The organism is Bacteroidota bacterium (assembly GCA_016718825.1).
Lineage (GTDB): Bacteria > Bacteroidota > Bacteroidia > J057 > JADKCL01 > JADKCL01.
Map to the genome: position 1 here is coordinate 1 of JADKCL010000067.1, position 21,708 is coordinate 21,708.

Annotated in this window: 23 protein-coding genes and 1 pseudogene; 20 read left to right on the plus strand and 4 right to left on the minus strand. The window is 51.2% G+C overall.

Annotation, left to right across the window (positions count from 1 at the left end; all coding sequences use genetic code 11):
- Positions 1-127: 127 nt before the first annotated feature.
- On the minus strand, positions 128-391 hold the full coding sequence (locus IPN95_30420) for a hypothetical protein (protein MBK9453629.1): 264 nt from the start codon (positions 389-391) through the stop codon (positions 128-130).
- 535 nt (positions 392-926) lie between these two features.
- Here IPN95_30420 and IPN95_30425 point away from each other — a divergent pair.
- The 17 genes and pseudogenes from IPN95_30425 (at position 927) to IPN95_30505 (ending at position 16,271) form a co-directional block, all read left to right on the plus strand.
- A pseudogene (locus IPN95_30425) lies at positions 927-1,825 on the plus strand (polyprenyl synthetase family protein).
- 251 nt (positions 1,826-2,076) lie between these two features.
- The gene (locus tag IPN95_30430) at positions 2,077-2,799 is read left to right on the plus strand and encodes a hypothetical protein (protein ID MBK9453630.1); all 723 of its coding nucleotides are present in this window, start codon (positions 2,077-2,079) and stop codon (positions 2,797-2,799) included.
- Between the two features lie 171 nt (positions 2,800-2,970).
- Complete coding sequence (gene scpB / locus IPN95_30435; GenBank protein MBK9453631.1) at positions 2,971-3,663, plus strand: SMC-Scp complex subunit ScpB; 693 nt, start codon at positions 2,971-2,973, stop codon at positions 3,661-3,663.
- Positions 3,664-3,725: 62 nt separating this feature from the next.
- Positions 3,726-5,543 (plus strand): pseudouridine synthase, encoded by a 1,818-nt coding sequence (locus tag IPN95_30440; protein MBK9453632.1) that lies wholly within the window; start codon positions 3,726-3,728, stop codon positions 5,541-5,543.
- 334 nt (positions 5,544-5,877) lie between these two features.
- Complete coding sequence (locus IPN95_30445; GenBank protein MBK9453633.1) at positions 5,878-6,792, plus strand: MotA/TolQ/ExbB proton channel family protein; 915 nt, start codon at positions 5,878-5,880, stop codon at positions 6,790-6,792.
- Between the two features lie 65 nt (positions 6,793-6,857).
- The gene (locus IPN95_30450; protein MBK9453634.1) at positions 6,858-7,520 is read left to right on the plus strand and encodes a biopolymer transporter ExbD; all 663 of its coding nucleotides are present in this window, start codon (positions 6,858-6,860) and stop codon (positions 7,518-7,520) included.
- Between the two features lie 25 nt (positions 7,521-7,545).
- On the plus strand, positions 7,546-8,127 hold the full coding sequence (locus IPN95_30455) for a biopolymer transporter ExbD (GenBank protein MBK9453635.1): 582 nt from the start codon (positions 7,546-7,548) through the stop codon (positions 8,125-8,127).
- 54 nt (positions 8,128-8,181) lie between these two features.
- Positions 8,182-8,991, plus strand: a complete 810-nt coding sequence (locus tag IPN95_30460; GenBank protein MBK9453636.1) for an energy transducer TonB — start codon at positions 8,182-8,184, stop codon at positions 8,989-8,991.
- A 135-nt stretch (positions 8,992-9,126) separates the two neighbouring features.
- Positions 9,127-9,687 carry a biopolymer transporter ExbD gene (locus IPN95_30465; GenBank protein ID MBK9453637.1) on the plus strand — a complete coding sequence of 187 codons (561 nt, stop codon included), beginning with the start codon at positions 9,127-9,129 and terminating at the stop codon, positions 9,685-9,687.
- A 188-nt stretch (positions 9,688-9,875) separates the two neighbouring features.
- Positions 9,876-10,925, plus strand: a complete 1,050-nt coding sequence (locus tag IPN95_30470) for a T9SS type A sorting domain-containing protein (protein ID MBK9453638.1) — start codon at positions 9,876-9,878, stop codon at positions 10,923-10,925.
- Positions 10,926-11,101: 176 nt separating this feature from the next.
- Positions 11,102-12,085, plus strand: a complete 984-nt coding sequence (locus IPN95_30475) for a hypothetical protein (protein MBK9453639.1) — start codon at positions 11,102-11,104, stop codon at positions 12,083-12,085.
- A gap of 167 nt (positions 12,086-12,252) precedes the next feature.
- Positions 12,253-12,684: a biopolymer transporter ExbD gene (locus IPN95_30480; protein MBK9453640.1), complete on the plus strand. Its 432-nt coding sequence runs from the start codon at positions 12,253-12,255 to the stop codon at positions 12,682-12,684.
- An 82-nt stretch (positions 12,685-12,766) separates the two neighbouring features.
- Positions 12,767-13,597 carry an energy transducer TonB gene (locus IPN95_30485; GenBank protein ID MBK9453641.1) on the plus strand — a complete coding sequence of 277 codons (831 nt, stop codon included), beginning with the start codon at positions 12,767-12,769 and terminating at the stop codon, positions 13,595-13,597.
- Positions 13,598-13,767: 170 nt separating this feature from the next.
- Positions 13,768-14,049: a hypothetical protein gene (locus tag IPN95_30490; protein MBK9453642.1), complete on the plus strand. Its 282-nt coding sequence runs from the start codon at positions 13,768-13,770 to the stop codon at positions 14,047-14,049.
- A gap of 13 nt (positions 14,050-14,062) precedes the next feature.
- Entirely contained in the window at positions 14,063-14,605 is a 543-nt protein-coding gene (locus IPN95_30495; protein MBK9453643.1) for a M15 family metallopeptidase, read from the plus strand.
- 26 nt (positions 14,606-14,631) lie between these two features.
- Positions 14,632-15,378, plus strand: coding sequence for a geranylgeranylglyceryl/heptaprenylglyceryl phosphate synthase (locus IPN95_30500; GenBank protein ID MBK9453644.1), 747 nt, complete (start codon positions 14,632-14,634; stop codon positions 15,376-15,378).
- Between the two features lie 128 nt (positions 15,379-15,506).
- Entirely contained in the window at positions 15,507-16,271 is a 765-nt protein-coding gene (locus IPN95_30505) for a hypothetical protein (protein MBK9453645.1), read from the plus strand.
- 101 nt (positions 16,272-16,372) lie between these two features.
- On the opposite strand, the gene IPN95_30510 is transcribed toward IPN95_30505, so the two are convergent.
- Entirely contained in the window at positions 16,373-16,861 is a 489-nt protein-coding gene (locus IPN95_30510; protein MBK9453646.1) for an FKBP-type peptidyl-prolyl cis-trans isomerase, read from the minus strand.
- A gap of 209 nt (positions 16,862-17,070) precedes the next feature.
- Here IPN95_30510 and IPN95_30515 point away from each other — a divergent pair, with 209 nt between their 5' ends.
- The 3 genes from IPN95_30515 to IPN95_30525 all read left to right on the plus strand — a co-directional run bounded on the left by IPN95_30515 (position 17,071) and on the right by IPN95_30525 (position 18,413).
- Positions 17,071-17,517: a hypothetical protein gene (locus IPN95_30515; protein ID MBK9453647.1), complete on the plus strand. Its 447-nt coding sequence runs from the start codon at positions 17,071-17,073 to the stop codon at positions 17,515-17,517.
- A gap of 68 nt (positions 17,518-17,585) precedes the next feature.
- Positions 17,586-17,855 (plus strand): hypothetical protein, encoded by a 270-nt coding sequence (locus IPN95_30520; GenBank protein ID MBK9453648.1) that lies wholly within the window; start codon positions 17,586-17,588, stop codon positions 17,853-17,855.
- 48 nt (positions 17,856-17,903) lie between these two features.
- The gene (locus IPN95_30525; protein ID MBK9453649.1) at positions 17,904-18,413 is read left to right on the plus strand and encodes a gamma carbonic anhydrase family protein; all 510 of its coding nucleotides are present in this window, start codon (positions 17,904-17,906) and stop codon (positions 18,411-18,413) included.
- A gap of 42 nt (positions 18,414-18,455) precedes the next feature.
- Here the strand turns inward: IPN95_30525 and IPN95_30530 are convergent, their stop codons facing one another.
- Together IPN95_30530 and IPN95_30535 are read right to left on the minus strand one after the other, a co-directional pair.
- Positions 18,456-20,093 (minus strand): T9SS type A sorting domain-containing protein, encoded by a 1,638-nt coding sequence (locus IPN95_30530; GenBank protein MBK9453650.1) that lies wholly within the window; start codon positions 20,091-20,093, stop codon positions 18,456-18,458.
- A 96-nt stretch (positions 20,094-20,189) separates the two neighbouring features.
- Positions 20,190-21,644, minus strand: a complete 1,455-nt coding sequence (locus IPN95_30535; protein MBK9453651.1) for an amino acid permease — start codon at positions 21,642-21,644, stop codon at positions 20,190-20,192.
- Positions 21,645-21,708: the final 64 nt, after the last annotated feature.

The following is a 21,708-nucleotide window of genomic DNA, read 5'->3' on the forward strand; positions in this document are numbered from 1 at the left end:
TCGCGAAACGTGCCAATGCCCGTCGGGAAACCAAGATCCCCGTCTTCGACGCGAATGCCATCCAACCTTCATATTTCCAAACGAACTCTTGGTGCATCCGATCCCCGCAGATACCCAAAATCATATTTCAATCGCGTCCTTTGACCATAGAAATTGCATCAATTCCCTGATAAATGCCTTCGTAGCGAATTTCTCCATAAATCCCGACGGCTCCGGCCCATTTGGAAGGATCGTCGCCGATGAAGTAATTGTTGTATTGCGGATGTTTTTCTGATGGCGAAATGACGGGATTTGCGCTTGCACCTTCGAAGACCAATTGAAATGCATGACCACGGTAGTTGATCGGGGTGAGGTCACGGTTGGTCGGGCAACGAAAATAGTCGTCGTGCAAATGGCTGAGGTCCTGGCAAGTTGTAGGTCAATTTGCCATCCTCAAAACACCTTTCCCCGGAATGCCGGTTTCATAGCGAATATAGGAATCCCATTGGCCCTTGTTTTCAACGAAATTGACAATGGAAGGCAATTCAGGCGCAACTGCCGGAGTTTTGTACTTGGCTTGAAGGGCGGAAAGTTGGCACGACAACAAAGCAGGCTCAGGAACCAATGGCGAACAGTCATTTCTTGAATTCAGCAGTAAGAAAACCCAAATGGGAAGGTAGCGGATTTTGATGCCAAAATGTAGCATTCCAGCGCTGAGCGGTCAAAATCGAGGCCTGAGCGGACTTTTGGAATGCAATGGGTGGGTGAACTTGTGCACTGCGGCAGCTGTATCAAACCCATCCGGCCCGACTAAACTTGCATCATCAGTCTGGCATTCCCCAAAATAAAACACACTTTGGCGCGATGTCGAAAAACGCGCATTGGAGACGATACAAGCGCCCATCGCCGAGGAATTGGTACAATTTGAAAAGTACTTCCGGGGAGCGATGAAAAGCCGCGTGATGCTGCTCGACCAGATCATGCAGTATCTCATCAAGCGCAAAGGCAAGCAGATGCGTCCGATGTTTGTTTTGCTCAGTGCCAATCTCGCTAGGCGGCATCACTCCGAGCACCTATCGCGGTGCAGCCCTCATCGAATTGCTCCACACCGCCACACTCGTCCATGACGATGTGGTCGATGATGCCGACGAACGCCGCGGCTTCTTCAGCATCAACGCGCTTTGGAAAAACAAGATTGCCGTGTTGATCGGGGACTTCCTCCTGAGCAAGGGCCTGCTCATGTCGATGGAGCACGACGATTTTCAGCTCTTGAAAATCACCAGCAATGCCGTCAAACTCATGGCTGAAGGCGAATTGCTGCAAATCGAGAAGGCCAGAAAGCTCAATGTCGATGAGGCGGTGTATTTTGATATCATCCGGCAGAAGACCGCGTCGTTGATTGCGAGTTGCTGCGAAGTCGGAGCTGCAAGCGCGCGGCCTGACGATGCGCCATTCATCGAGCAGATGCGCCTCATGGGCGAAAAAATCGGCATGGCCTTCCAAATTCGTGACGATCTCTTTGACTACGGAACGGCGGATGTCGGCAAGCCTCTGGGCATCGACATCAAGGAAAAAGATGACCCTGCCGCTGATCCACGTGCGCCGAACAAGGCAAGCTGGGCGCAGCGCCGCAAGATCATCAACGTCGTCAAACGCCACAACACCGACAAAGCTGCGGTCGACTGGGTCATTCAATACGTGATCGACCATGGCGGTATCACCTACAGCGAGCAAGTCATGAACAACTTCTCAAAGAAGCCATGGACATCCTCGACACCTCCCCGAGTCACCCAGCAAAACAAGCCTCCGCGCCTTGGTGGATTATTCCGTGGCGAGGGAGAAGTAGGGATGAGGCGAGGCGGCGGCCTCTGGCCGCACGTCGCCCGAACGACTGGCCTCTGGCCAGAATAGACGGAAATACAGAATCGAACCACCCCCGCCGAGATTGCATTTCTACAACTGAAGTTGAATTTTAGGAGAATCAGGCTTGCGGTTCCATGGTGTCAAAACGTTTGCACCTGATACATGTTCCCTAAATTGTTGCGAGCTTTCCGGTGAATAGAATCCGAATCTTCTTCAATTTCAATTGATGAACCCATGACACCCTTCGCCAAAGCACTTCTTTTCGGCTTGTTTCTCCTTACGTTTTTAATACCACCGCGCGCTGGTCTTGCACAAAAATGCCACCTGGATATTGCAATCGAATCCGGGGTTGTGGTACCAAACGGCCAATTCCGAAAGCTGAATTTGTTGAAGGCAGGACCTTATGCCGGAATCGGGGTTGATGTTTCGTATCCGATAGGAAGTAGATTCGGCTTGTTGTTTTCCATCGTCCCGACGATCTCATCTGCCACCAAAAACAATTTCAGGATGGCCTCGGATTGCCTTTCCGAACCCTGCGTGACCTATCTCACGACCCAGGATTCAGTGCGGGGAAGGGATATGCGTTTTTGGGACATTGCCGTGAGTGCCGGTGGGTCATTCTCTTTCGCAAAAACGTGGAAAGTAAAATTGTCTGCTGGATTTAGTTGGAATCCAGTGGCCTGGGTGGAATCAGGTGGATTTGTCGAAGATGTTCCAAAATATCGATTTATCAAGTACAAGCCCGATCCCTCGGTGACCTACAAGCGCACGACGGGCATCTTGCGGCTCTCCCTCGTCAAGTATTTGCAGGTTCACGAAAAGGACAGGCTGTTTTTGGAATTGGCCAGCCAAATTGGAATGAGTCCCAAAATGCGTATTCCAGGCCAGAAAATGTGGAAGGGGGATTTTCAATTCAGGCCATCCTTGATTGGAATTGGTTTTGGTATACAGCTGTAGGTCCCAATACGAATGGATGGTAGGTGACACTACGTCGGTTCCTGACTTGAAACGAAACCGATTCGACTCAAAACTCAAATTCCAAACTTTCCCATTCCCTGCCTACCTTTGCACCTCGGATGGAAGTTCAGAAAATCATTGAGGCGCTCATTTTTGCCGCCGACGGCCCCTATGAAGCCGACACAGTTCCTGGAGATTTTCCAGAATGAGGATTTTTTTGGGATCAAATTCGATGAGGATGTCCTCAACGACGCGCTCGCAGCGCTCTTGGCCAAGTATCAGAGCGACGAATTTGTCTTCGAACTCAAGCAGATCGACGGCGGCTACCAGTTTTATACCAAAAAGGACTATTATCCTTTTGTAAAGCATGCCGTTTTGGCCAAAAGCACCCGGCGGATGTCACGGGCGAGCTTGGAAACCCTGTCGATCATTGCCTACAAGCAGCCCATCACCAAAACTGAAATCGAATTCATCCGCGGGGTGAATTGCGACTACGCCGTGAGCAAGCTGTTGGAAAAGAACCTGATCGAGATTCGCGGTCGCGCCGAATTTGCAGGCAGACCTTTATTATATGGTACGACGCCGTTTTTCATGGAGTACTTCGCGTTGAATGACCTCCGTGACTTGCCCAAACTCGACGAATTGAATTCGGAGGAGAAGGATTTTCAGGCGCAGTTCAAGGTGTATGTAAATGACGACGAAGCCGAAGGTGATGGAGAAGATCTTGTGGAGCAAATGGAAGCCGCGGATGAATTGCATCAAATGACGGTCGAAGAAGACGAGCCAACCGATACAATAGACGAAGAAGCCACCTTCCAACGCCTGGAAGGGGAATTTAGAATCAAGGATTTGGAGGAAGAATAATCCGTGGAAGAGAAAACAAAAAGACAGCAGCTGCCAAGACATCTACCAAGAAAGTCGAAGCCGTGAGCCCCAAAGAAAAGCCGACCGCCGCCAAGGCCGTGAAAGCCGCCGCAACCGAGAAGTCGGTCGCAGCTACAAAAGCAGCACCCAAGGCCAAAGCCGTCTCCAAAGCCAAACCTGTTGACCCTCCTGTCGCTGCTGAAAAACCAGCCGCCAAGAAGGCCTCGGCTTCTAAAGCTAAACCTGCTGATGCGCCCGTCGCTGCTGAAAAACCAGTCGCCAAGAAGGCCGCCGCCTCCAAAGCCAAATCCGCTGATGCGCCTGTCGCTGCTGAAAAGCCAGCCGCCAAAAAGGCCGCCGCCTCCAAAGCAAAATCCGCTGATGCGCCCGTCGCTGCTGAAAAACCAGCCGCGAAAAAGGCCGCCGCCTCCAAAGCCAAGCCTGTTGTCGCGCCCGTCGCTGCTGAAAAGCCTGCTGCCAAAAAGGCCGCCGCCTCCAAAGCCAAATCCGCTGACGCGCCCGTCGCTGCTGAAAAGCCAGCCGCCAAAAAGGCCGCCGCCTCCAAAGCCAAATCCGCTGATGCGCCCGTCGCTGCGGAAAAACCTGCTGCTAAAAAGGCCGCCGGCAAATCCAAGGCAATAGCCGCAGAGCCGACAATCGCTGAAACGAAAACGCCATCCGGCGATGAAGCGTCTTCTAAAGTTCGCTCAAAGCCGCGCCGCCGCGAATTGAAGCGACTGGGATTGCTCAAACCAAAGGAAAACAAAAAGCAAAAACGCTTCGATGACGCCCAAAAGGCACGATTGGAAGCCAAAGAGGCCCCAAAGGCAAAGGGAAAAGACAATAAAAAGCCTGCTGAAATTCGACAAGAGACAGCAGCATCCGAAAAATCGGTCGCCGCGCCGCAGATTGTCAAAGGAAATTCCGCCAACAAGTCAGCGCAGGCGTCTGAAGGCAAGTCCAAGCGCGACCACAAAGCTGAGGATCGCGATGAACCGAAGGCAAAGGTCAAAGGCAAAGACAGCAAGTCCAAGCCCAAATTGATGCCCGAGGAGTTTGGCGGCTTCCAAAAACAGATCAGCCCCAAGGCTGAACGTAAAAACGAGCGCCGCAAGGAGCGGCAGGAAAAAGCCGAGCGGGAACAAGACCAAAGCCATGGTTTGTTTGAAGAGCCGATTCGCCTCAACCGTTTTGTCGCCCTCTCCGGAATTTGCTCACGCCGCGATGCCGACGGACTCATCAGCGACGGAAAAGTCAAGGTAAATGGCAAAGTTGTCAAGGAAATGGGCTTCAAAGTGCAGCCCGGCAAGGACAAGGTTGTCTTCAAAGACCACGAGTTGCGGATCAAGGTGTTTGTCTACCTGTTGATGAACAAGCCCAAAAACAAGCTTGCAACAACAGAAGACGATCTTGGTCGCGATACGGTCATGGAAATTGCCGAGCGTTATACCAAGGCACGCGTTTATCCTGTTGGCAGGCTCGACCGCAATGCAACCGGCCTGCTTTTGTTGACCAACGACGGCGACTTGACGAAAAAGCTGACGCAGGCGGGAAGTAAATTCACCAAGATCTACCATGTACGCCTCGACAAAGAAGTTTCCGAGACCCAAATTTTGGCGATGAGAAAAGGAATTTCACTTGAGGAAGGCGTCGTGAAGGCCGACAAAGTTGAATATCTTTCCAACGGCGGACTCAATGAGCTCGCCATTCAAATTCAAAGCGGTGCCAACCATGTGGTCAAGCGGATGGTGGAACAGCTTGGTTTTGAGATCGTAACGTTGGATCGTGTGCAATTTGGCCCGCTTGACAAAAGAGGCTTGCCGCGCGGCACATGCAGGTTGCTGAGCGAAAAGGAAGTCGGATTCCTCAAAATGCTCTAAAAAAGGGTAAAGAAAATTGCACTGCTCAGGTAATCTGAAGGTGCCCTTTCTGAAACATCAGGCATTGTTTTTTACCCTTTGGCCCATGGTTTGTCCGCCTTACTGTGTAATGCACGCATCAAATTGCGCGTGCAGAGTTTGGGGGATCGCCGTTTTATTGTAACAAGTTTGCTGCTGGAAGACATGTGGGGCCAATTTTTTCAAAAATCTTTGCGATTAAAAAAGATCAAGCTAACTTGAGCGTTCATTTCAAGAAATTCATTGTATTCACTTTTCTTCCTTAGCAAAAGATTACTGGATTCATCCAAAAACTTTGAATTAGTAAAAGCGTGATATGAAAACTGTAGGTACCGGTGCTGGCGATAACGGCCGCACAATCAAAAAATCTAATCCTTTGAAGTCTTGGTTCCCTGCCCTGGTCATCGTGCTGGCATTGGTGGTAGCCTTTGTGGTGTTCAAATATGTCTTCGGTTCACCAGACAACTTCGAGGGCGGCAAAGAAGCTGCTGCACAAATGGATGCTTGGAAAGCGGCTGGATCAGTCGGTGAAGCTCCAAAGCACTGGACAGACGGTCACCCCTTGGATGGCAACATGCAAGGCACCATCTACAAAGGTGGTATCATCGTTCCGATTGGTATGTCTCTCTTCTTGATGGTATGGGTGTTTTTCATCGAGCGCCTCATCTCTGTCGTATTCATGGCCAAGGGCTCCGGCTCCGTGGACGTGTTTGTACAACGTGTGCGCCTTGCCTTGCGTGATGGTGACATCGACGGTGCGATTCAGGCTTGTGACAAACAGCGCGGCTCTGTCGCAAATGTGGTCAAGGCTGGTCTTACCAAGTACAAGGAGGTCGAAGCCAATCCAGTGCACGACAAGGAAACCAACCGTGAGGCCATCCAGAAAGAACTGGAAGAAGCCACCACCTTGGAACTTCCTATGCTTGAGCGCAACCTGCCGATCATTGCAACCATCGCATCCATCGGGGTGTTGGTCGGTTTGTTTGGTACGGTTTTGGGTATGATCAAGGCCTTCTCCGCACTCGCCGTCACCGGAACATCCGACTCGACCGAGCTTGCAACAGGTATTTCCGAGGCACTTGTGAATACCGCTATCGGTATCGGAACTTCCGCTTTGGCAATTATCTTCTACAACTTCTTTACGGTTCAAATCGACTCCTTGACTTATCAGATCGATGAGGCCGGTTACAGCATCGTGCAGACGTACGAAACGACGACGACGCACAAGTGATTTTTCCGCTGACCCCTACAATAAATAGGTGTCAAAAGGAGTTGTAACCTTAAAAGGAGGGTATTATGCCTAAGGTAAAACCAAAGAGGAAAAATCCGTCAATTGACATGACCGCGATGGTGGACGTTGCGTTCCTGCTGCTGACCTTTTTCATCATGTCTGCAAAGTTCAAGGCTTCTGACAAGGTGCTTGTCGATACCCCGACTTCGATCTCGACCTCGGAATTGAAAGACAAAAACTTGTTTATCATTACCGTGGACAAGAGTGGAATGGTGGTAGTCGGCGTTTCGCAGGAAACCCGGAAGGGCATGCTCGAGAAGATGATCGAAACCTACAGTCTGCCAGTATCCGAGGAAGGGATGACCTTCTTTGCCAATCAGCCAAGTTTTGGCGTGCCATTGGCCGAGTTCGGAAATTGGCTGGGCACAAAGGATCTCGACAAAATCAAGGAGTATCCCTACCATGGTATTCCCGTGAATACCGAGCGTGGACAGGTCAATGAGCTCAAAGAATGGATCAACGCTGCAAGGCGTACCAATTATGAGCTTCGCTTTGCCATCAAAGGCGACAGGGATGTGGCCTTTGAGAAAATGGACAAAGTGATTGCCACCCTGCAAGAAGTGAACATCAATCGTTTTAACCTGATCACGGGCTTGGAGGCTGACCCCAATGCTCCCCAAAAGAAAGCTGCTGAAGCCGAAAGTGCCGAAGCTCCTGCCGAAAAGTGATCATTTCATCTAGGAGGATTATAAAATGGCTGAAGTAGATACCGGCGGAGGTGGGGGGAAACACAAAGGTGGTGCCCCCAAGCAAAAGAAAAAATCCACACGCATCGACATGACCGCGATGGTGGACGTAGCCTTTTTGCTCTTGACGTTTTTTATCTTGACCACCACCTTGGCCACACCCAAGGCGATGGAATTGATCAAGCCGCCCAAATTGGATAAGCCCGAAGATCAGCTTGAAGTAGCTGAATCGAAGGTGATGACCATTCTCTTGGGTGAAAACGACAAGGTGCACTACTACGTTTATCTGAACGGGAGCAAGGAGCCAACGATTGAAACCACTGACTTCTCGGCAACGGGAGCAAGGGAGGCGATTCAAAAGCACCTTAACCGATTCCCCACGAGATGTCCAAAAGGGGCCAAGATTGAAGAAATCAAGGCCAGCAAATGTTGGGATCCGATCATCGTTTTGAAACCCACCAAAGTATGCAAATACAAAAACGTGGTGGATATTCTTGACGAAATGCGCATCAACAGTGTGCCTAAATACGCACTCGGCGAAGTGTCGCCAGACGACTCCTTGTTGATGGTGAAAAATAATTTGAAATAATCTCATACGAAATCTGTTGTCCCTATCGTTCAACAGAAAAAGCGCATCAAGAATATGAGTGAAACAATCTACGCTGACCTCGATGAAATTGTCTTCGAGGGACGCTCAAAGGAGTACGGGGCTTATGAAATGCGCAAGAAATACAATCGTTTCTTGGAACGATCTGCGTTGATTGCCTTTCTGCTGTTTGTTTTCTTTACCGGATGGCCTAAAATCAGTGGATGGATTTTCCCGGAAAGCGAAGAGGTCGTAGAGGAATTTGAGTCGATCACGGTCGACCTTTCCAACCTGCCACCTCCTCCTCCCTTGGATGAGACACCACCGCCACCTCCTGTAGAGGCACCGCCACCCGTCCGCGCGCAAATCGAGTTCAGGGTACCTACCCCAAAACCCGATGATGAGGTCGAAGAGGAAACCATTGAAGAAATGGACAAACTCGAGGAGACCGAAGCCGATATCGGTACCGAAACCGTCGAAGGCACCACTGGGGCCTATGACTTCGGCGACATCGAAGGCACAGGTGTAGAAGAGGTTGTCGTCAAGGATGATAAGGAAGTGGGTCCCAACGAGTTTGTGCTCTTGGAAAAGGAACCCGCTCCGGTCAACCTGGATCAGCTCAAAGGGTTGGTCGGATATCCTCCGATGGCCAAGGAAGCTGAGATTGAAGGCAAGGTGATCGTGCGTGTGCAGGTCGACAAGAATGGTGATTATGTCAAGCACTTGGTGATCAAGGATCCTCACCCGATCCTCACGAAGGCGGTAACCGACAAGATCAATATGCTCAAATTCACCCCCGGTATTCAAGCCGGCAAACCGATCAAGGTTTGGGTGACAATTCCATTCGACTTCAAGCTGCTCAAGTAAGCGCTCGAAATGAAATAGAAAACGGCGATTCGGAAACGGGTCGCCGTTTTTGCGTTTGGTAAAATATTCTTTTGCTAGTCAATACTTTATGTGCATCTGCGGCCGTTTTGATGGAAACACCAAAGAAAACAAGATATGGCAGAAATCGAATCCGGCGGAGGCAAGCACCAAGGTGGAGCCCGCCGACAAAGAAAGAAATCCACCCGCATCGACATGACCGCAATGGTGGATGTCGCCTTCTTGCTCCTGACATTTTTTATCTTGACCACCGCCTTGGCTTCCCCCAAGGCAATGTTGCTCACGCAGCCTGAAAACGCGGAGGTTGAGGTCGCACAGACCAAGTTAATGTCGATTTTGCTCGGCGCAGATGACAAGATTCTCTACGTGACCTACGAGAATGGCTTGGAGGCTCCTACGGCAAATTCCACGGATTTCTCCGCTGAGGGTATTCGTGCTGCGATACAGACCCACCTGAATCGACGCGCCGACCGCTGCCCGCCCAATTCCAGTGCCGAGCAAATTCGGGCAAGCCAATGCTGGGATCCGATGTTTGTGATCAAACCTTCGAAGGGAAGCAAATACAAAAATGTGATTGACATTCTGGACGAAATCAAGATCAACGATGCCTTGAAGTATGCACTTGCCCCATTGACGACCGAGGATTCGCTGCTGATGGCGCTGCATGCTATGAAGTAGCAATCGTATTCAAAGAAAGCCAGGGCGTTGCATCCCATTTGGTCGCGACCTTTTGTGGTCGCGATCTCTTTTTGGGAGGAAGTGATAAGTCTCATCTAAAATATGCTCAGGATTCGGCCTTTCTGTCGTTTTGGAGATTGGTCAGGCAAGTTTCGGTTGCTATCTTTGATGCAGGTAATCGTTTCTGTATGAAAAAGCTGCTTCTCGTTTTGGTTTGCGCACTTCCGTTTTTCGCTGCTGCGCAGAGCCCAATTACAATCACCAACAACGACATGCCGGAGCCGGGGGATACCCTGCGCGTGAGCAATACGGATGCGATGTTCATCGATGTGAGCAGTACCGGCGCCAACCATGTTTGGGATTATCGCAACCTGCAGCCCTTTTCCCAAGATCGCAGCGACTATGTTTACTCCTTGCAGACCGTCTATGCCTTCTATTTTTTGGGCGTGAATCAGTACGGAACCAAGATTGCCGACTCCCTCGGAGGCGGTCCCTTTCAGTTTACGGATGTTTACAATTTCTACCGCAGTGCCACCAATGACTTTCGGGCAGAAGGTGTCGGATTTCGGAACCAAGGAATCCCGTTGGCTGCTTATTACAGCGACGAAGACGAACTCTTCCAATTTCCTTTGGATTATTTGGACAGGGATACCACGACCTATCGCTTCAGCGTAGACCTGGGCACGGGGCTTTCGTTTTCACAACAAGGAACGCGTTACAACGAGGTCGATGGCTGGGGCGTGATCATGACCCCCTATGACAGCATCGAATGTTTGCGGGTTGTCAGCGAGACCGATGGGGTGGACAGTGTTTCATTCAACGGATTTCAATTTGGCATTGCCAACGTGCAGCGTTCGATCAAATTCCTCGCCAATGGCGTGCACATTCCGATTCTGGAGATTACGGGCCGTGTGCAAATGGGCAATTTCCAGCCACAGCGCGCCAAGTACCGCGATGAATACCGGAATTTGGTTGCAACTGCCGAGCCCCGCTCCACGGGTATCCGGTTTTATCCCAATCCGGCCCAAAACTTCCTCACCATTGAAAGTGAATTGCAGGAGTCATTGTTGCTTACGGTGACCGATATGCAAGGAAAAACCATCGCTTCGCAGTCTTTGGAAGGTTCCGTTTTTGTCCATTCCGTCGCGGAATATCCCAATGGCGTTTACCTCATGCGCATTACGACCCTCGATGGTGCTGTGATTGAGACGGCCAAGATTGTCGTAGGCGGTCGCTGATCACAAGTAGTTTGGATCGTTGATTTTTGATCCCATTGCGCTATCCTAGGATGGAATAGGCAAATATTTGGCTGAATATTCGTTTGTTGATTGGATTTCTCGCAACAATCCGTGAAATTGTGTCTGCTGAAGATGCTCGATCCTCAGCAATGAAGGAATCAAAAATCAGCACGAATATGAAAAGCAAAGCACTTTTACGCCCGTTTTTGGCCATCGTTGGCTTACTCGCAATTTGGAGTTGCGAAAAGGAAATTCTGTCAGAGGAATCCAATCGGCCGGAAGGGCCCTCGATACAAGGCCTTACCTTGGATCCGGTTTGCGACGCTTATCAATTGCCATTAGCCGATGAAACAGGCAATTTGATTGTCGACTTCTGCAATACGCAAAACACGCAAGTCGCTTGTCCACCCGGAATGCCCAACTGGGGCTCGATGATGGTGTACAAAACATCGCAAGGATTTCCTTTGTCTTCCCTCTATATGGAGGTACAGCTCGCTCCTGGTTGGTTTGCACAAGCTTACAATGTCGTGGTTGCGCCAAACGGACCCATTCAAACCAATGGCAACTTGCCGGTGGTTAACAATGATTGGCGCTATGATCCTTTGACACCGGCACGAAATGCTTTTTCCATTTCTACACCGTTGCTTTCCTCACAGTATCCAAGTTCTTGCTTTGATTGGGCCATCGAGGTGGAGGCCATCAAATACAACCTCTTTGGCGCGGTGGTGCCAGGCTCCCTTCAGATTTTGCGGGCCTATGATGCAAATGGATCGGGTTCGCCTTTTGTGATCGACAGGTGCTATGCAAGCTGCCCGATTCCGGACTTGACCCTGACCGACGGGAGCTGTCAAGGATGCAGGAGCCAAGTAACCGTCACATTTCATGGCTGCGAATCCGTCGATGTCGTTTCCTGTAAATCGATCCGGCAAGTAGTGATTGTCTATGATGACTGCAGCAGGTCCTACCACGACAATCTCAGCGGCACAAGTTTGAGCTTCCCCTCGAATGGAAAGAACATCTCGCACGTTTTTGTCCGTTCCGGTTGCCGTGCCAACACTGGCAATCCCGCCGATGACCAGATTGACACCAACGGCTATTCCTACCCAAATGTTGGGCGGAAGCGGTTTGATGCACATTGTCTTGCCTCGGGTTGCAACTAATACTGAAAATTTCTCCTCGCAAATACCTCAAAGGTCACCCACAAGGTGGCCTTTGTTGTTGTGTCTGCTTGTAATCTGGAAATTCATTCGACCAGCAACCTGCAGAGTGCCAAGGAGTCTTGATAAGAAATCTTGTATCCACTTCGTTCAACCCCAAAAACGAAGTCATGCGAAAATCCCAAAAGTTCATTCTGCCAGATCTTACCGGCCTTGCCGATATTGCTTGGCTGCTGATCGTGTATTTCTTGTTCATTGGTCAAGAGTCTGGGCACGTTGTGGTTCCTGTTGATCTTCCAACGTCGAGCTACGAAGGGCATACACATTCCTATCGAGCTAGCCTCGTATTTTGGGTGGAGAAGAACGGGCGAACGTGGGTCGACCTTTCTGCGACGAATCCCAAGGGGGCCAAATGGGTGGAACTTGGTGAATTCCTGAACAATCCTCCTGCCACGTTGCGAGATTTTCGGGTTGTGATTGTCGCAGATCAGAATGCGCAGTATTCCGCCATCCAACAGTTGTTTCAAGTATTTGCAGCCTATGGAATTCAAAGAATTTCTTTGGTCACAAACCTCGAAACAGACCCCGCTGCATCGATTTAGGAAGATTTCTCAAAAAATACTTCGAATAAATCAATACTAAATCTCAATACGGTCGCGTTAGAAGGGAAAACCACGGAAGAATATGAATACTCCAATTTATGCTGATCTCGATCAGATCGTCTTCGAAGGACGGTCCAAGGACTACGGTGCCTATGACATGCGCAAGCGTTACAACCGTATCCTCACCCGCGCCATGCTCATCACTTTTCTACTTTTCATTTCCATCACGGGTCTCCCTAAAATGATCGCTTGGATCATGCCCGAAACGGAGGAAGTGGTCAAGGCCGATGACACGGTTTACTTTTCCCAAGAGGTGGAACTCGAAGCCAAAAAGATCGATGAGCCCCCTGTTCCAAGTGTGCCCGAACCACCTCGACCACCTGATGTGGCAACGGTAAATGCCACGGTGCCAGTTCCAACCCCGGAAGACTTGCTCAAGGACGACAAGTTTGTCGCTGAAATTGATGCCCTAGACAGTGTGGCGCTCGGAACGGTGAACAAAGACGGCGACAAAAATGGTGATTATCCATGGCCAGACATCACCAATGAGCCCTGCTCCAATTGCCCTGTGGCTGTGACTGAACTCCCAAAAGAGGACGATGACCTGAAACCTGATACGTTCATCCTCCTCGAAAAAGAGCCCCAAGCAGTCAACCTCGACGAATTGGGCAAGCTGATCGGTTATCCCGAAATGGCCAAAGAAGCAGAAATCGAAGGCCGCGTCACCCTCCGCGTGATGGTCGACAAGATGGGCAACTACGTCAAGCACATCGTCCTCAAAGACCCGCATCCGATCCTCACCCGTGCGGTCACCGAGAAAATTCACTTGCTCAAAATGACGCCCGGTATCCAAGCCGGCAAGCCGATCAAGGTTTGGGTCACCCTGCCGTTCAACTTCGAGTTGAATCGTTGAAAAGAGTCTCACGTGCCAATATTTCGAAATGGTCACCTCAGCGGGTGGCCATTTTCTTTGGTGTCCCGCTCGGGCAAAAGCGTTTCTCTGGCCCGGCAATTCTGGGATTTCGGTCGAATTGCTCAAGCTGAATCGATGTTTCCTACGGCAAAGTCCTTTATCTTTGGCCCATGAGAATCTGGATGCCCGCCCTGATGCTGGTGCTGCTGCTGGGAACATTGGCCTGCAGCAGTTCGCCTGAATCCCAAAATCCGCAGCCGCAAACCGCCATTGAAACATTGGCAACTGCCGTTGATTCGCCCATTGCCCTAATCGACAGCCCGATGGTGGACACGATTTCATTGGAAAAGCTGCTGGGCAAAATCAGCCCTGCCAAGGACACGGACTTTGTGCCGATTGCGCAAAAATACACGACCAAATCAGGCATTTACTTGCAGCGGGAGGCCTTATGAAGCCTTCGAAAAAATGCATGCCGCGGCCGCGGCGGATGGCGTGAAGCTCGTGATCCTCTCCGCCATGCGCAATTTCAATGACCAAAAAGGAATCTGGGAAAACAAATGGTCGGGGCGCACCCTCGTGGGTGGCAAAAACCTGAGTACTGCCGTTTCCGATCCGGCTGAACGTGCAAAGGCCATCCTGCGTTATTCATCCATGCCCGGTTCTTCGCGCCACCATTGGGGCACAGACATGGACCTCAATAGCTTGGAAAACAGCTTTTTCGACACTGGAACGGGCAAAAAAGTCTACGAATGGTTACAGGCCCATGCCGCGGAATATGGATTCTGTCAACCCTACTCCGCAATGGGTGCCGATCGGCCCAACGGCTATCAGGAAGAACGCTGGCACTGGAGCTACATGCCCATTTCCGCGCGTTACCTGCGTGCCTACCGTGCGCAAGTGAAGCTTTCCGACATCAACGGATTTCTCGGAAGCGAAACCGCCGTACCGCTCAATGTCATCGAACATTACGTTTCAGGCATCGCCCCTGCCTGCCGCGACTGGAAATAGTGATTTTTCACTACCTTTGACCGCAAATGCGCAGGATTCTCCAACAGATCAAAGCCCTCAAGGCCGAAGGCAAAAAGGGTTTTGCAATCTTGATCGACCCCGACAAGTTGGAGGTGGATGCATTGCCTGCGCTCGCCGCTAGAATCAATGCCGCAGGAATCGACTTTGTCTTCGTGGGCGGAAGCCTGCTATTGAACGAGCGCATCCGCGTACTCGTACCTGCGCTCAGGCAGGTGCTGCGCCCGCCCGTGATCCTCTTTCCGGGCAATCTCAACCAAATCAGCCCCGGTGCGGATGCCATTCTGTTTCTTTCCCTGATCAGCGGCCGCAACCCGGATTTGCTCATTGGCAACCATGTCGTCGCCGCACCGCTGCTCAAACAAAGCGGCATGGAAGTGCTCCCGACCGGCTATATGCTCATCGACAGCGGACGCCCGACCTCCGCCCATTACATGAGCAACACCATGCCGATTCCGCACGACAAGCCTGAAATCGCAGCCTGCACGGCCATGGCCGGCGAATTGCTCGGATTACAATTGCTGTACATGGATGGCGGCAGCGGCGCAGAACGCACCATTTCCACCGAAATGATCTCGGCTGTGGCAGGCGCAGTGGAAATTCCGCTGATTGTCGGGGGCGGCATTCGCAACAAAAAGCAAGCAGAAGCCATTCTCAAAGCGGGTGCAGACATCATCGTGGTTGGAAATGCATTCGAAGCAGACGCCGAAAGCCCGTTGATGCAAGACATTCCGGCATTGATTGCGCAATTCTGATTTTTTTGTCGAATCGGTTTCCCGCCAACACGAAGTACCTCCCCGAAATTCTTTTTCAATACGGATAGCCATTTTCCCGTTTGCACAGTTATGGTTACGCATGTCAATTTCCCGACGATGCATTCGAAATGAAAAAATTCTTCAAAAGACTCTTGAAAATCACCGCTTGGATTCTCGGAATATTGCTCGTCAGTGGCACGATCGGCTACTTGGTGCTGGACAAAAGATTGCCTGAGGGCGTCGAAGGGGCAGAAGCCGAGGCGCTGACCGACAAAATGTTGGCTGCCATCAACAAGCCCGCTTGGGATTCGCTCGGTGTGCTGGAATTCACCTATTTCAAGGGCGGCCACCACATTCTCTGGGACAAGAAGCGCAACTTGGTCAAAGTCGAATGGAGTGACAACCTTGCTTTGGCCGATCCCAGCACGATGACGGGTTTGGCCTGGGAAGACGGTGTCAAATTGGAAGGCGAAGCCGCAGACAAAGTCGTGCAAAAAGGCATCACTTGGTTTTGGAACGATAGTTTCTGGTTGATTGCGCCCTTCAAGGCACGTGATCCGGGAACCATTCGGAAGACGGTTACGAATGATGACGGTACAAAATCATTGCTTGTGACCTATGGCGGTGGCGGACGCACCCCGGGCGACAGCTACCTCTGGCATTTGGATGCGAATGGGATGCCCAATGCCTGGCAATTTTGGGTGAAGGTGCTGCCCATTGGTGGCGTCAGATTAGGTTGGGGTGATTGGCAGACCCTTCCTGGCGGCACCAAAATTTCCGGACTGCGTAGCAGCGGCCTGGCCGATTTGAAATTCAAGGACATCAAGGGTGGCCAAACCTTGGCGGATATCGGCATCACCGAGGATGTGTTTGCGCCTTTGTTGACCAAATAGGAAACAATTGTCGGCAGATTGCGGATTTGCCAGAACGTTGAACAAAGAAAAAGCCCGCGCATCGTTGGATGTGCGGGCTTTTTCCTGTGGGGTCAAACCAATCAATGGTGATGACCGCCGGGTCCGTGAACGTGACCATGGGCCAATTCCTCGGCACTTGCATCACGCACTTCGATGACGATTCCTGAGAAGTTCAAGCTTTTGCCAGCCAATGGATGGTTGAAGTCCATCACAACGGCGTCAGGCCTGATTTCGGTGATTGTTCCGAAGACAGTATGGCCATTGAATTCCATGGGAAGCGTAGCGCCGACCACGATGTATTCGGCTGGAGCCTCGGCAAAAATTTGCGGGTCGAGTTCCTCGATGCGGCTATCGTCATAGTGACCATAACCTTCATCTGGTGTCAGGCGGAATTCGTAGAGATCGCCAGCGACTTTGCCCAAAAGTGCAGTGTCAAAAGCTGGCAATACCTGCCCTGTGCCATGGATAAAAGCAAAGGGATTTTCCGTGGTGGCCTCCTGTATCACGAGTCCATCATCGCCCTTCAAAAGGTAGGTCACGACTGCAACCCGGTTTTCTTGGATTTTCATTTTCAATCAGATAAAATTATCGGCGGCAAAGTTAACCAGATTTGCCGAAAACGGAAACCCTACCGAAAAGGCCTACGGATTGAAATTCACCATCAAAGCAGGTGCAAATCTCAGGCAGCTCCTTGTTGGGATTTACGGGTTTTCAGTCTGAGCATTGTCATGGATTCGCAGCGAAAAAATGCCGAACTTGCAGCATCAATTTTACCCTTATGAAAAAGTTTGTCTTCGCATTGTTGTTGTTGATCGGGTCGCAATTGCAGGCCCAAACTGGGAAAGATGAGGCATTGGAAGCGCTTGGCGGTTCTGGCGGATTGTTGCTGTACGACACATACCTTGTGATCGGCGAGGCTGCAGATGCCTTCACGAAGGATACCTATACTGCTGAGGAAGTCGAGAAGATCGTACAAGAACAAATTGGCGGCATTGAAACCGTCCAAGGGCAATACGATGCCTTGCTCGCAACCAAATTTCTCTCCGATCCTGCGGATTCAAAGTTTCTTCGCGAATTGACCGATGCCTTTGATTTAGTCGTTGCGGAAGGCAAAGCCTTGATCGAATACGTACATTCAGGAAGCGAAACAGATGCGGGACTCTACGAAGACAATCGCAGTGCCGCTTGGGCTGAGATTTCGAGGTTGCTCGGATTTGATGAGTAGTCACAGGGACGGAATCGCCTCCTGAAGCCGTTATTTACACCCTGTAAATCCTCATTGATTTAGCCGAAATGGAAGATCGCGGCCCTTATATCAATTCCTGGGAATGGAGCACAGGTTCGGGCATTGACTCGGTGACCTTGTTTGAGCGGGAAGTCGGTTGGTCCACGCGCGCATCCGGATTTTCCATGTTTGAGACGGGAGAAAGCCAATCCTTGGTCAGCTATCTCGAAAAGGGGCCGGTGTGGGACGCGCCGGGTTATATTCTCCAACAGCTCAATGAGGAGATCGAAAAAATGAACACGCGCAAAAAGAAGGGGAAGCCTGCTGATGGGAAGTGACCTTTCGAATGGAATTCTTGCCTACTTTGGCAGCCAAACTGAAATGTCATGCCCATCATCAAAACATTGAAAGGCTTTACGCCGAAACTTGGCAATCTCGCATTTTTGGCTGAAAACGCCGTGATCATCGGTGACGTCGAAATCGGCGACCAAAGCAGCGTCTGGTACGGCGTGGTCATCCGCGGGGATGTGCACAGCATCCGCATCGGCAAGCGCAGCAATATCCAGGATTTGGTGATGGTGCACTGCACCTTTGAATACAGTCCGACGATCGTCGGCGACGATGTGACCGTCGGCCATGGCGCCGTGATCCACGGCTGTGAAATCAAGGACCGCTGCCTCATCGGCATGAATGCCGTCGTGCTCGACAAAGCCGTCGTCGGCCCCGACGTGATCGTCGCCGCAGGCTCGGTTGTCTTGGAAGGCGCAGTGCTCGAACCCGGATTTTTGTATGCCGGCATTCCTGCAAGGAAGATCAAGCCCCTTTCGCCCGCGCAATTGGAGGGGTTGAACCGGAGCGCGGAAGCTTATGTGAAGTATTCGAAGTGGTATGAGTGAAACAGTGTGAGGCTGAAGTGTGAGGGCGAGATGTTGTTTTTGTCACTCCCCCAAAACCACCAGTTTCCAGGTCCCGATCAAGCCATCCGACAAAGTCAATTCCACAAAGTAGATTCCAGCTTTGACGCCATCTAGCGCCAAATCAAGGCTGAATTCGCCAGGATTGACCTCGACGCTCCGCGCATACACCAGCTTGCCCGAAACATCGCGCACGTGTACGCTTACGCTGCCTGCTTGCGAGGCGTTCGCCGAAATCGTCGTCTGCCCACTCGCAGGATTGGGCGCGATGGTTATCCCCGACATTGGAAAATCCGCCTCCGCTATGGCAACAGGATCCAGCGTGCCGGCATATTTGAAGACGCCCACCCGGTTGCCGCCGCATTCGGCTTGTTGATAGGCGACGTAGTGGCTGCCGTGGGCATCGACGGTGCTGTGAAGTGGACCGAGCAACAAGGGATGGATCGTATGGCTGAGCGTGCTGTCGATTTGGCCGGTGTTGGTGATGCGCCAATGTTGCGAGACTTCTGACATGCCTTGCGCGGGTTGGCAAGCCCAGGTGCTGATCCAGAAATCGCCAGAGACGTCTTGGGTCAGGTTGTTGGGCGCACTGCATGTCGGATAGGTTGGCGTTTGGTTGCTCCACAAGAGGCTACCGGCCGAATTGTACTTCCGCACGACGGTGGACGATGGGTTCCCGAAGTTGCTCGAAACCCCTTCGACGCCGAGCCAAAGGACATCTCCATTGCCGTCGACCAAAATGTCTTTGGAAATTTCACGTGCGGGCGCCGCGCTGTTGTACACGTCATGCGTGACCTCGATGCCCGTATTGATGTCGATGAAGGTGATCGCGGCATCGCCCGTGTCGTTGCTCGCATAGTTGGTGTAATTGTAGGCTTTGCCGGCCAAGACGAGGTTGCTGCCTGTGAGGGTGGCATACCGATAATTGGTCAGCGGCCTTGGACGCAGCCACATTTCCTGTCCTGAAGTGCTGATTTTGCGTGTATTCGCCAGAATGTTGTGGCCATTGGGTGCAAGGCTGTCGCTCGAATAGCTCACATAGAGATTGTCATTCGCATCCAAGACAGCCGCGACATCCGAACAAATCTTGGGCATGGGGTAGGTTTTGGTCCATTGCAGGGTCAATGCTGCATCAAACTTGCTGGCATACAAAATGGGTGAAGTGTCAAACGGGGATCCCTGCGAATAGACAAACCAGACTTCATGGTTCGCATTTTGGATGATCCTCCAAGGCGTTGCCTGCCACCAAATCGTATTGGCTTTGTAATTCACCATTGTTCCAGCGGTGTCATAAACTACGATCGTCGCATCGGCATAGCCATTGGCCAATGGATAGGTGATGGCGCCGATGACAATGCGATCATCCACGACGCTCAGATTGCCCTTGAACCAACCTGCGGAGAACTTCTTGCCGGGAATATCGAGTGTGTCGTGCCAAACAATACCGCCCGCAGGACTGATCTTGGCGAGGTATTCCGCATGGGCATTGTCGTGGTCGATCCACAGCAAATAGGTATTTCCGTCGGAATCCGTATGCGAATCGATCAGGCTGTAAATGACATTGCCAGGGGCGATGAAGTTCTGCTCCCAAGCGGCATTGGATTGCGCCTGACCGATTTGAGCAAACAGAAGCAGAAAGGCAGCGACGACGAATGATTTCATTTTCGGGACATTTAGGAAGAGAAAGTTAGGCAATCCACCGCAGCTTTCACCCACCGAATTGATCCACTGAGCGGCCAATTGTTGCGGTTTGGAGGGTTACCCCGCCCGCTTCCAAAAAAAGTAAATCGGAATTCCCACCAAGACAATCGCCAATCCGGGGACGCTGTACTCCGGTTTCATATAAAGGAGAATAGCACAAAAGGCAGTCGCCATCAGGAGGTAAATCGCGGGAATGACGGGGTAACCAAATGCCTTGTAGGGACGCTCTACATTCGGGCTTTTTTTCCGGAGAACGAAAATGCCCAAGATCGTCAGGATGTAAAAGAGCATGACCGCAAACATGACGTAGTCGAGCAATTCGTTGTATTTGCCGGAGAGACAAAGCAAGGAAGCCCATCCGAATTGGATCCACAAAGCCACGCCGGGCACGCCTTTGCTGTTGTTGGCGGTCATTTTTTTGAAGAACAATCCGTCGTTGGCCATGGCTTGATAGACCCGCGCACCCGACAGAATGATGCCGTTGTTGCAGCCAAACGTCGATATCATGATGAGTACCGCCATGATGGTGACGGCATTGCCACTGAACATCTGCGAAACCGCACCCGTGGCCACACGACCGCTTTCGGCGTAGATGATGCCTTTGCCCATGACGTCTGCCGCAGCCGGATCACCGTGAAAAGGCAACAAATTCAAATAGGCAAAGTTGACCAAAAGGTAGAGTGTGATGACCAAAGTCGTTCCGTAGAACAAGCTCAGCGGAATACTCCGCTTTGGATTCTCCACATCTCCCGCGATAAAGGTCACATTGTTCCAAGCGTCGCTGCTGAAGAGCGACCCCACCAATCCGACCCCCATGGCCAATATCAGCCCGAATGTCGATAGATTGGAAAAGGTCAATTTCCCAGCTTCGTCGGTGCCATAACTGCCGATTTCCCAAAAGCGCGCAACATTGGCTTCCCAAACGGCAGGATTTCTAAATACCAGCAATCCAAGGATTATCAGGCCAAAAAGTGCAATCAGCTTTGTAGAAGTGAAGGCACGCAGAATGATTTTTCCGTAGTTGATGCCCTGCGAATTGACCAAGGTGAGGACGAAAATGGAGAAAATCCCGAGCAACTGGGCCGCTGTGAGCTTGAAGCTGCCAAACTCCAGCAAGATGTTTTTCTCGCTGAAAACCGGAAAGATCTGCCCCGTGTATTTGGCGAAGGCCACTGCGACCGCAGCGATCGTTCCTGTTTGGATGACGGCAAACAAACTCCAACCGTATAGGAAACCGACCAAGGGGTTGTAGGCTTCCTTCAAGTAAATGTACTGCCCTCCCGCGCGTGGGAACATGCCTGCGAGTTCGCCGTAGCTGAGCGCAGCGAAGATGGTCATGATGCCGGTAATCAGCCACAAAACCATCATCATGCCGGGCCCGCCGACGGATTTGCCCATGTCAGCTGCAACAATAAAGACACCGGATCCGATCATGGAACCTGCCACGATCAGCGTGGCATCGACGACGGTGAGTTTCTTTTTGGCCGGGGCAACTGTATCCTTTGTATTCATTTCTTGGGACTTCTTGGTGGGAAAGTACAGAAAAACAATCCGAATGCGGACCAATCCTGTCAAA

Coding starts and splice junctions, on each gene's coding strand:
- IPN95_30430 (MBK9453630.1), top strand. CDS start 2,077: ATGACACCCTTCGCCAAAGCACTTCTTTTCGGCTTGTTTCTCCTTACG.
- scpB (MBK9453631.1), top strand. CDS start 2,971: ATGAAGCCGACACAGTTCCTGGAGATTTTCCAGAATGAGGATTTTTTT.
- IPN95_30445 (MBK9453633.1), top strand. CDS start 5,878: ATGAAAACTGTAGGTACCGGTGCTGGCGATAACGGCCGCACAATCAAA.
- IPN95_30450 (MBK9453634.1), top strand. CDS start 6,858: ATGCCTAAGGTAAAACCAAAGAGGAAAAATCCGTCAATTGACATGACC.
- IPN95_30455 (MBK9453635.1), top strand. CDS start 7,546: ATGGCTGAAGTAGATACCGGCGGAGGTGGGGGGAAACACAAAGGTGGT.
- IPN95_30460 (MBK9453636.1), top strand. CDS start 8,182: ATGAGTGAAACAATCTACGCTGACCTCGATGAAATTGTCTTCGAGGGA.
- IPN95_30465 (MBK9453637.1), top strand. CDS start 9,127: ATGGCAGAAATCGAATCCGGCGGAGGCAAGCACCAAGGTGGAGCCCGC.
- IPN95_30470 (MBK9453638.1), top strand. CDS start 9,876: ATGAAAAAGCTGCTTCTCGTTTTGGTTTGCGCACTTCCGTTTTTCGCT.
- IPN95_30475 (MBK9453639.1), top strand. CDS start 11,102: ATGAAAAGCAAAGCACTTTTACGCCCGTTTTTGGCCATCGTTGGCTTA.
- IPN95_30480 (MBK9453640.1), top strand. CDS start 12,253: ATGCGAAAATCCCAAAAGTTCATTCTGCCAGATCTTACCGGCCTTGCC.
- IPN95_30485 (MBK9453641.1), top strand. CDS start 12,767: ATGAATACTCCAATTTATGCTGATCTCGATCAGATCGTCTTCGAAGGA.
- IPN95_30490 (MBK9453642.1), top strand. CDS start 13,768: ATGAGAATCTGGATGCCCGCCCTGATGCTGGTGCTGCTGCTGGGAACA.
- IPN95_30495 (MBK9453643.1), top strand. CDS start 14,063: ATGCATGCCGCGGCCGCGGCGGATGGCGTGAAGCTCGTGATCCTCTCC.
- IPN95_30500 (MBK9453644.1), top strand. CDS start 14,632: ATGCGCAGGATTCTCCAACAGATCAAAGCCCTCAAGGCCGAAGGCAAA.
- IPN95_30505 (MBK9453645.1), top strand. CDS start 15,507: ATGAAAAAATTCTTCAAAAGACTCTTGAAAATCACCGCTTGGATTCTC.
- IPN95_30510 (MBK9453646.1), bottom strand. CDS start 16,861: ATGAAAATCCAAGAAAACCGGGTTGCAGTCGTGACCTACCTTTTGAAG.
- IPN95_30515 (MBK9453647.1), top strand. CDS start 17,071: ATGAAAAAGTTTGTCTTCGCATTGTTGTTGTTGATCGGGTCGCAATTG.
- IPN95_30520 (MBK9453648.1), top strand. CDS start 17,586: ATGGAAGATCGCGGCCCTTATATCAATTCCTGGGAATGGAGCACAGGT.
- IPN95_30525 (MBK9453649.1), top strand. CDS start 17,904: ATGCCCATCATCAAAACATTGAAAGGCTTTACGCCGAAACTTGGCAAT.
- IPN95_30530 (MBK9453650.1), bottom strand. CDS start 20,093: ATGAAATCATTCGTCGTCGCTGCCTTTCTGCTTCTGTTTGCTCAAATC.
- IPN95_30535 (MBK9453651.1), bottom strand. CDS start 21,644: ATGAATACAAAGGATACAGTTGCCCCGGCCAAAAAGAAACTCACCGTC.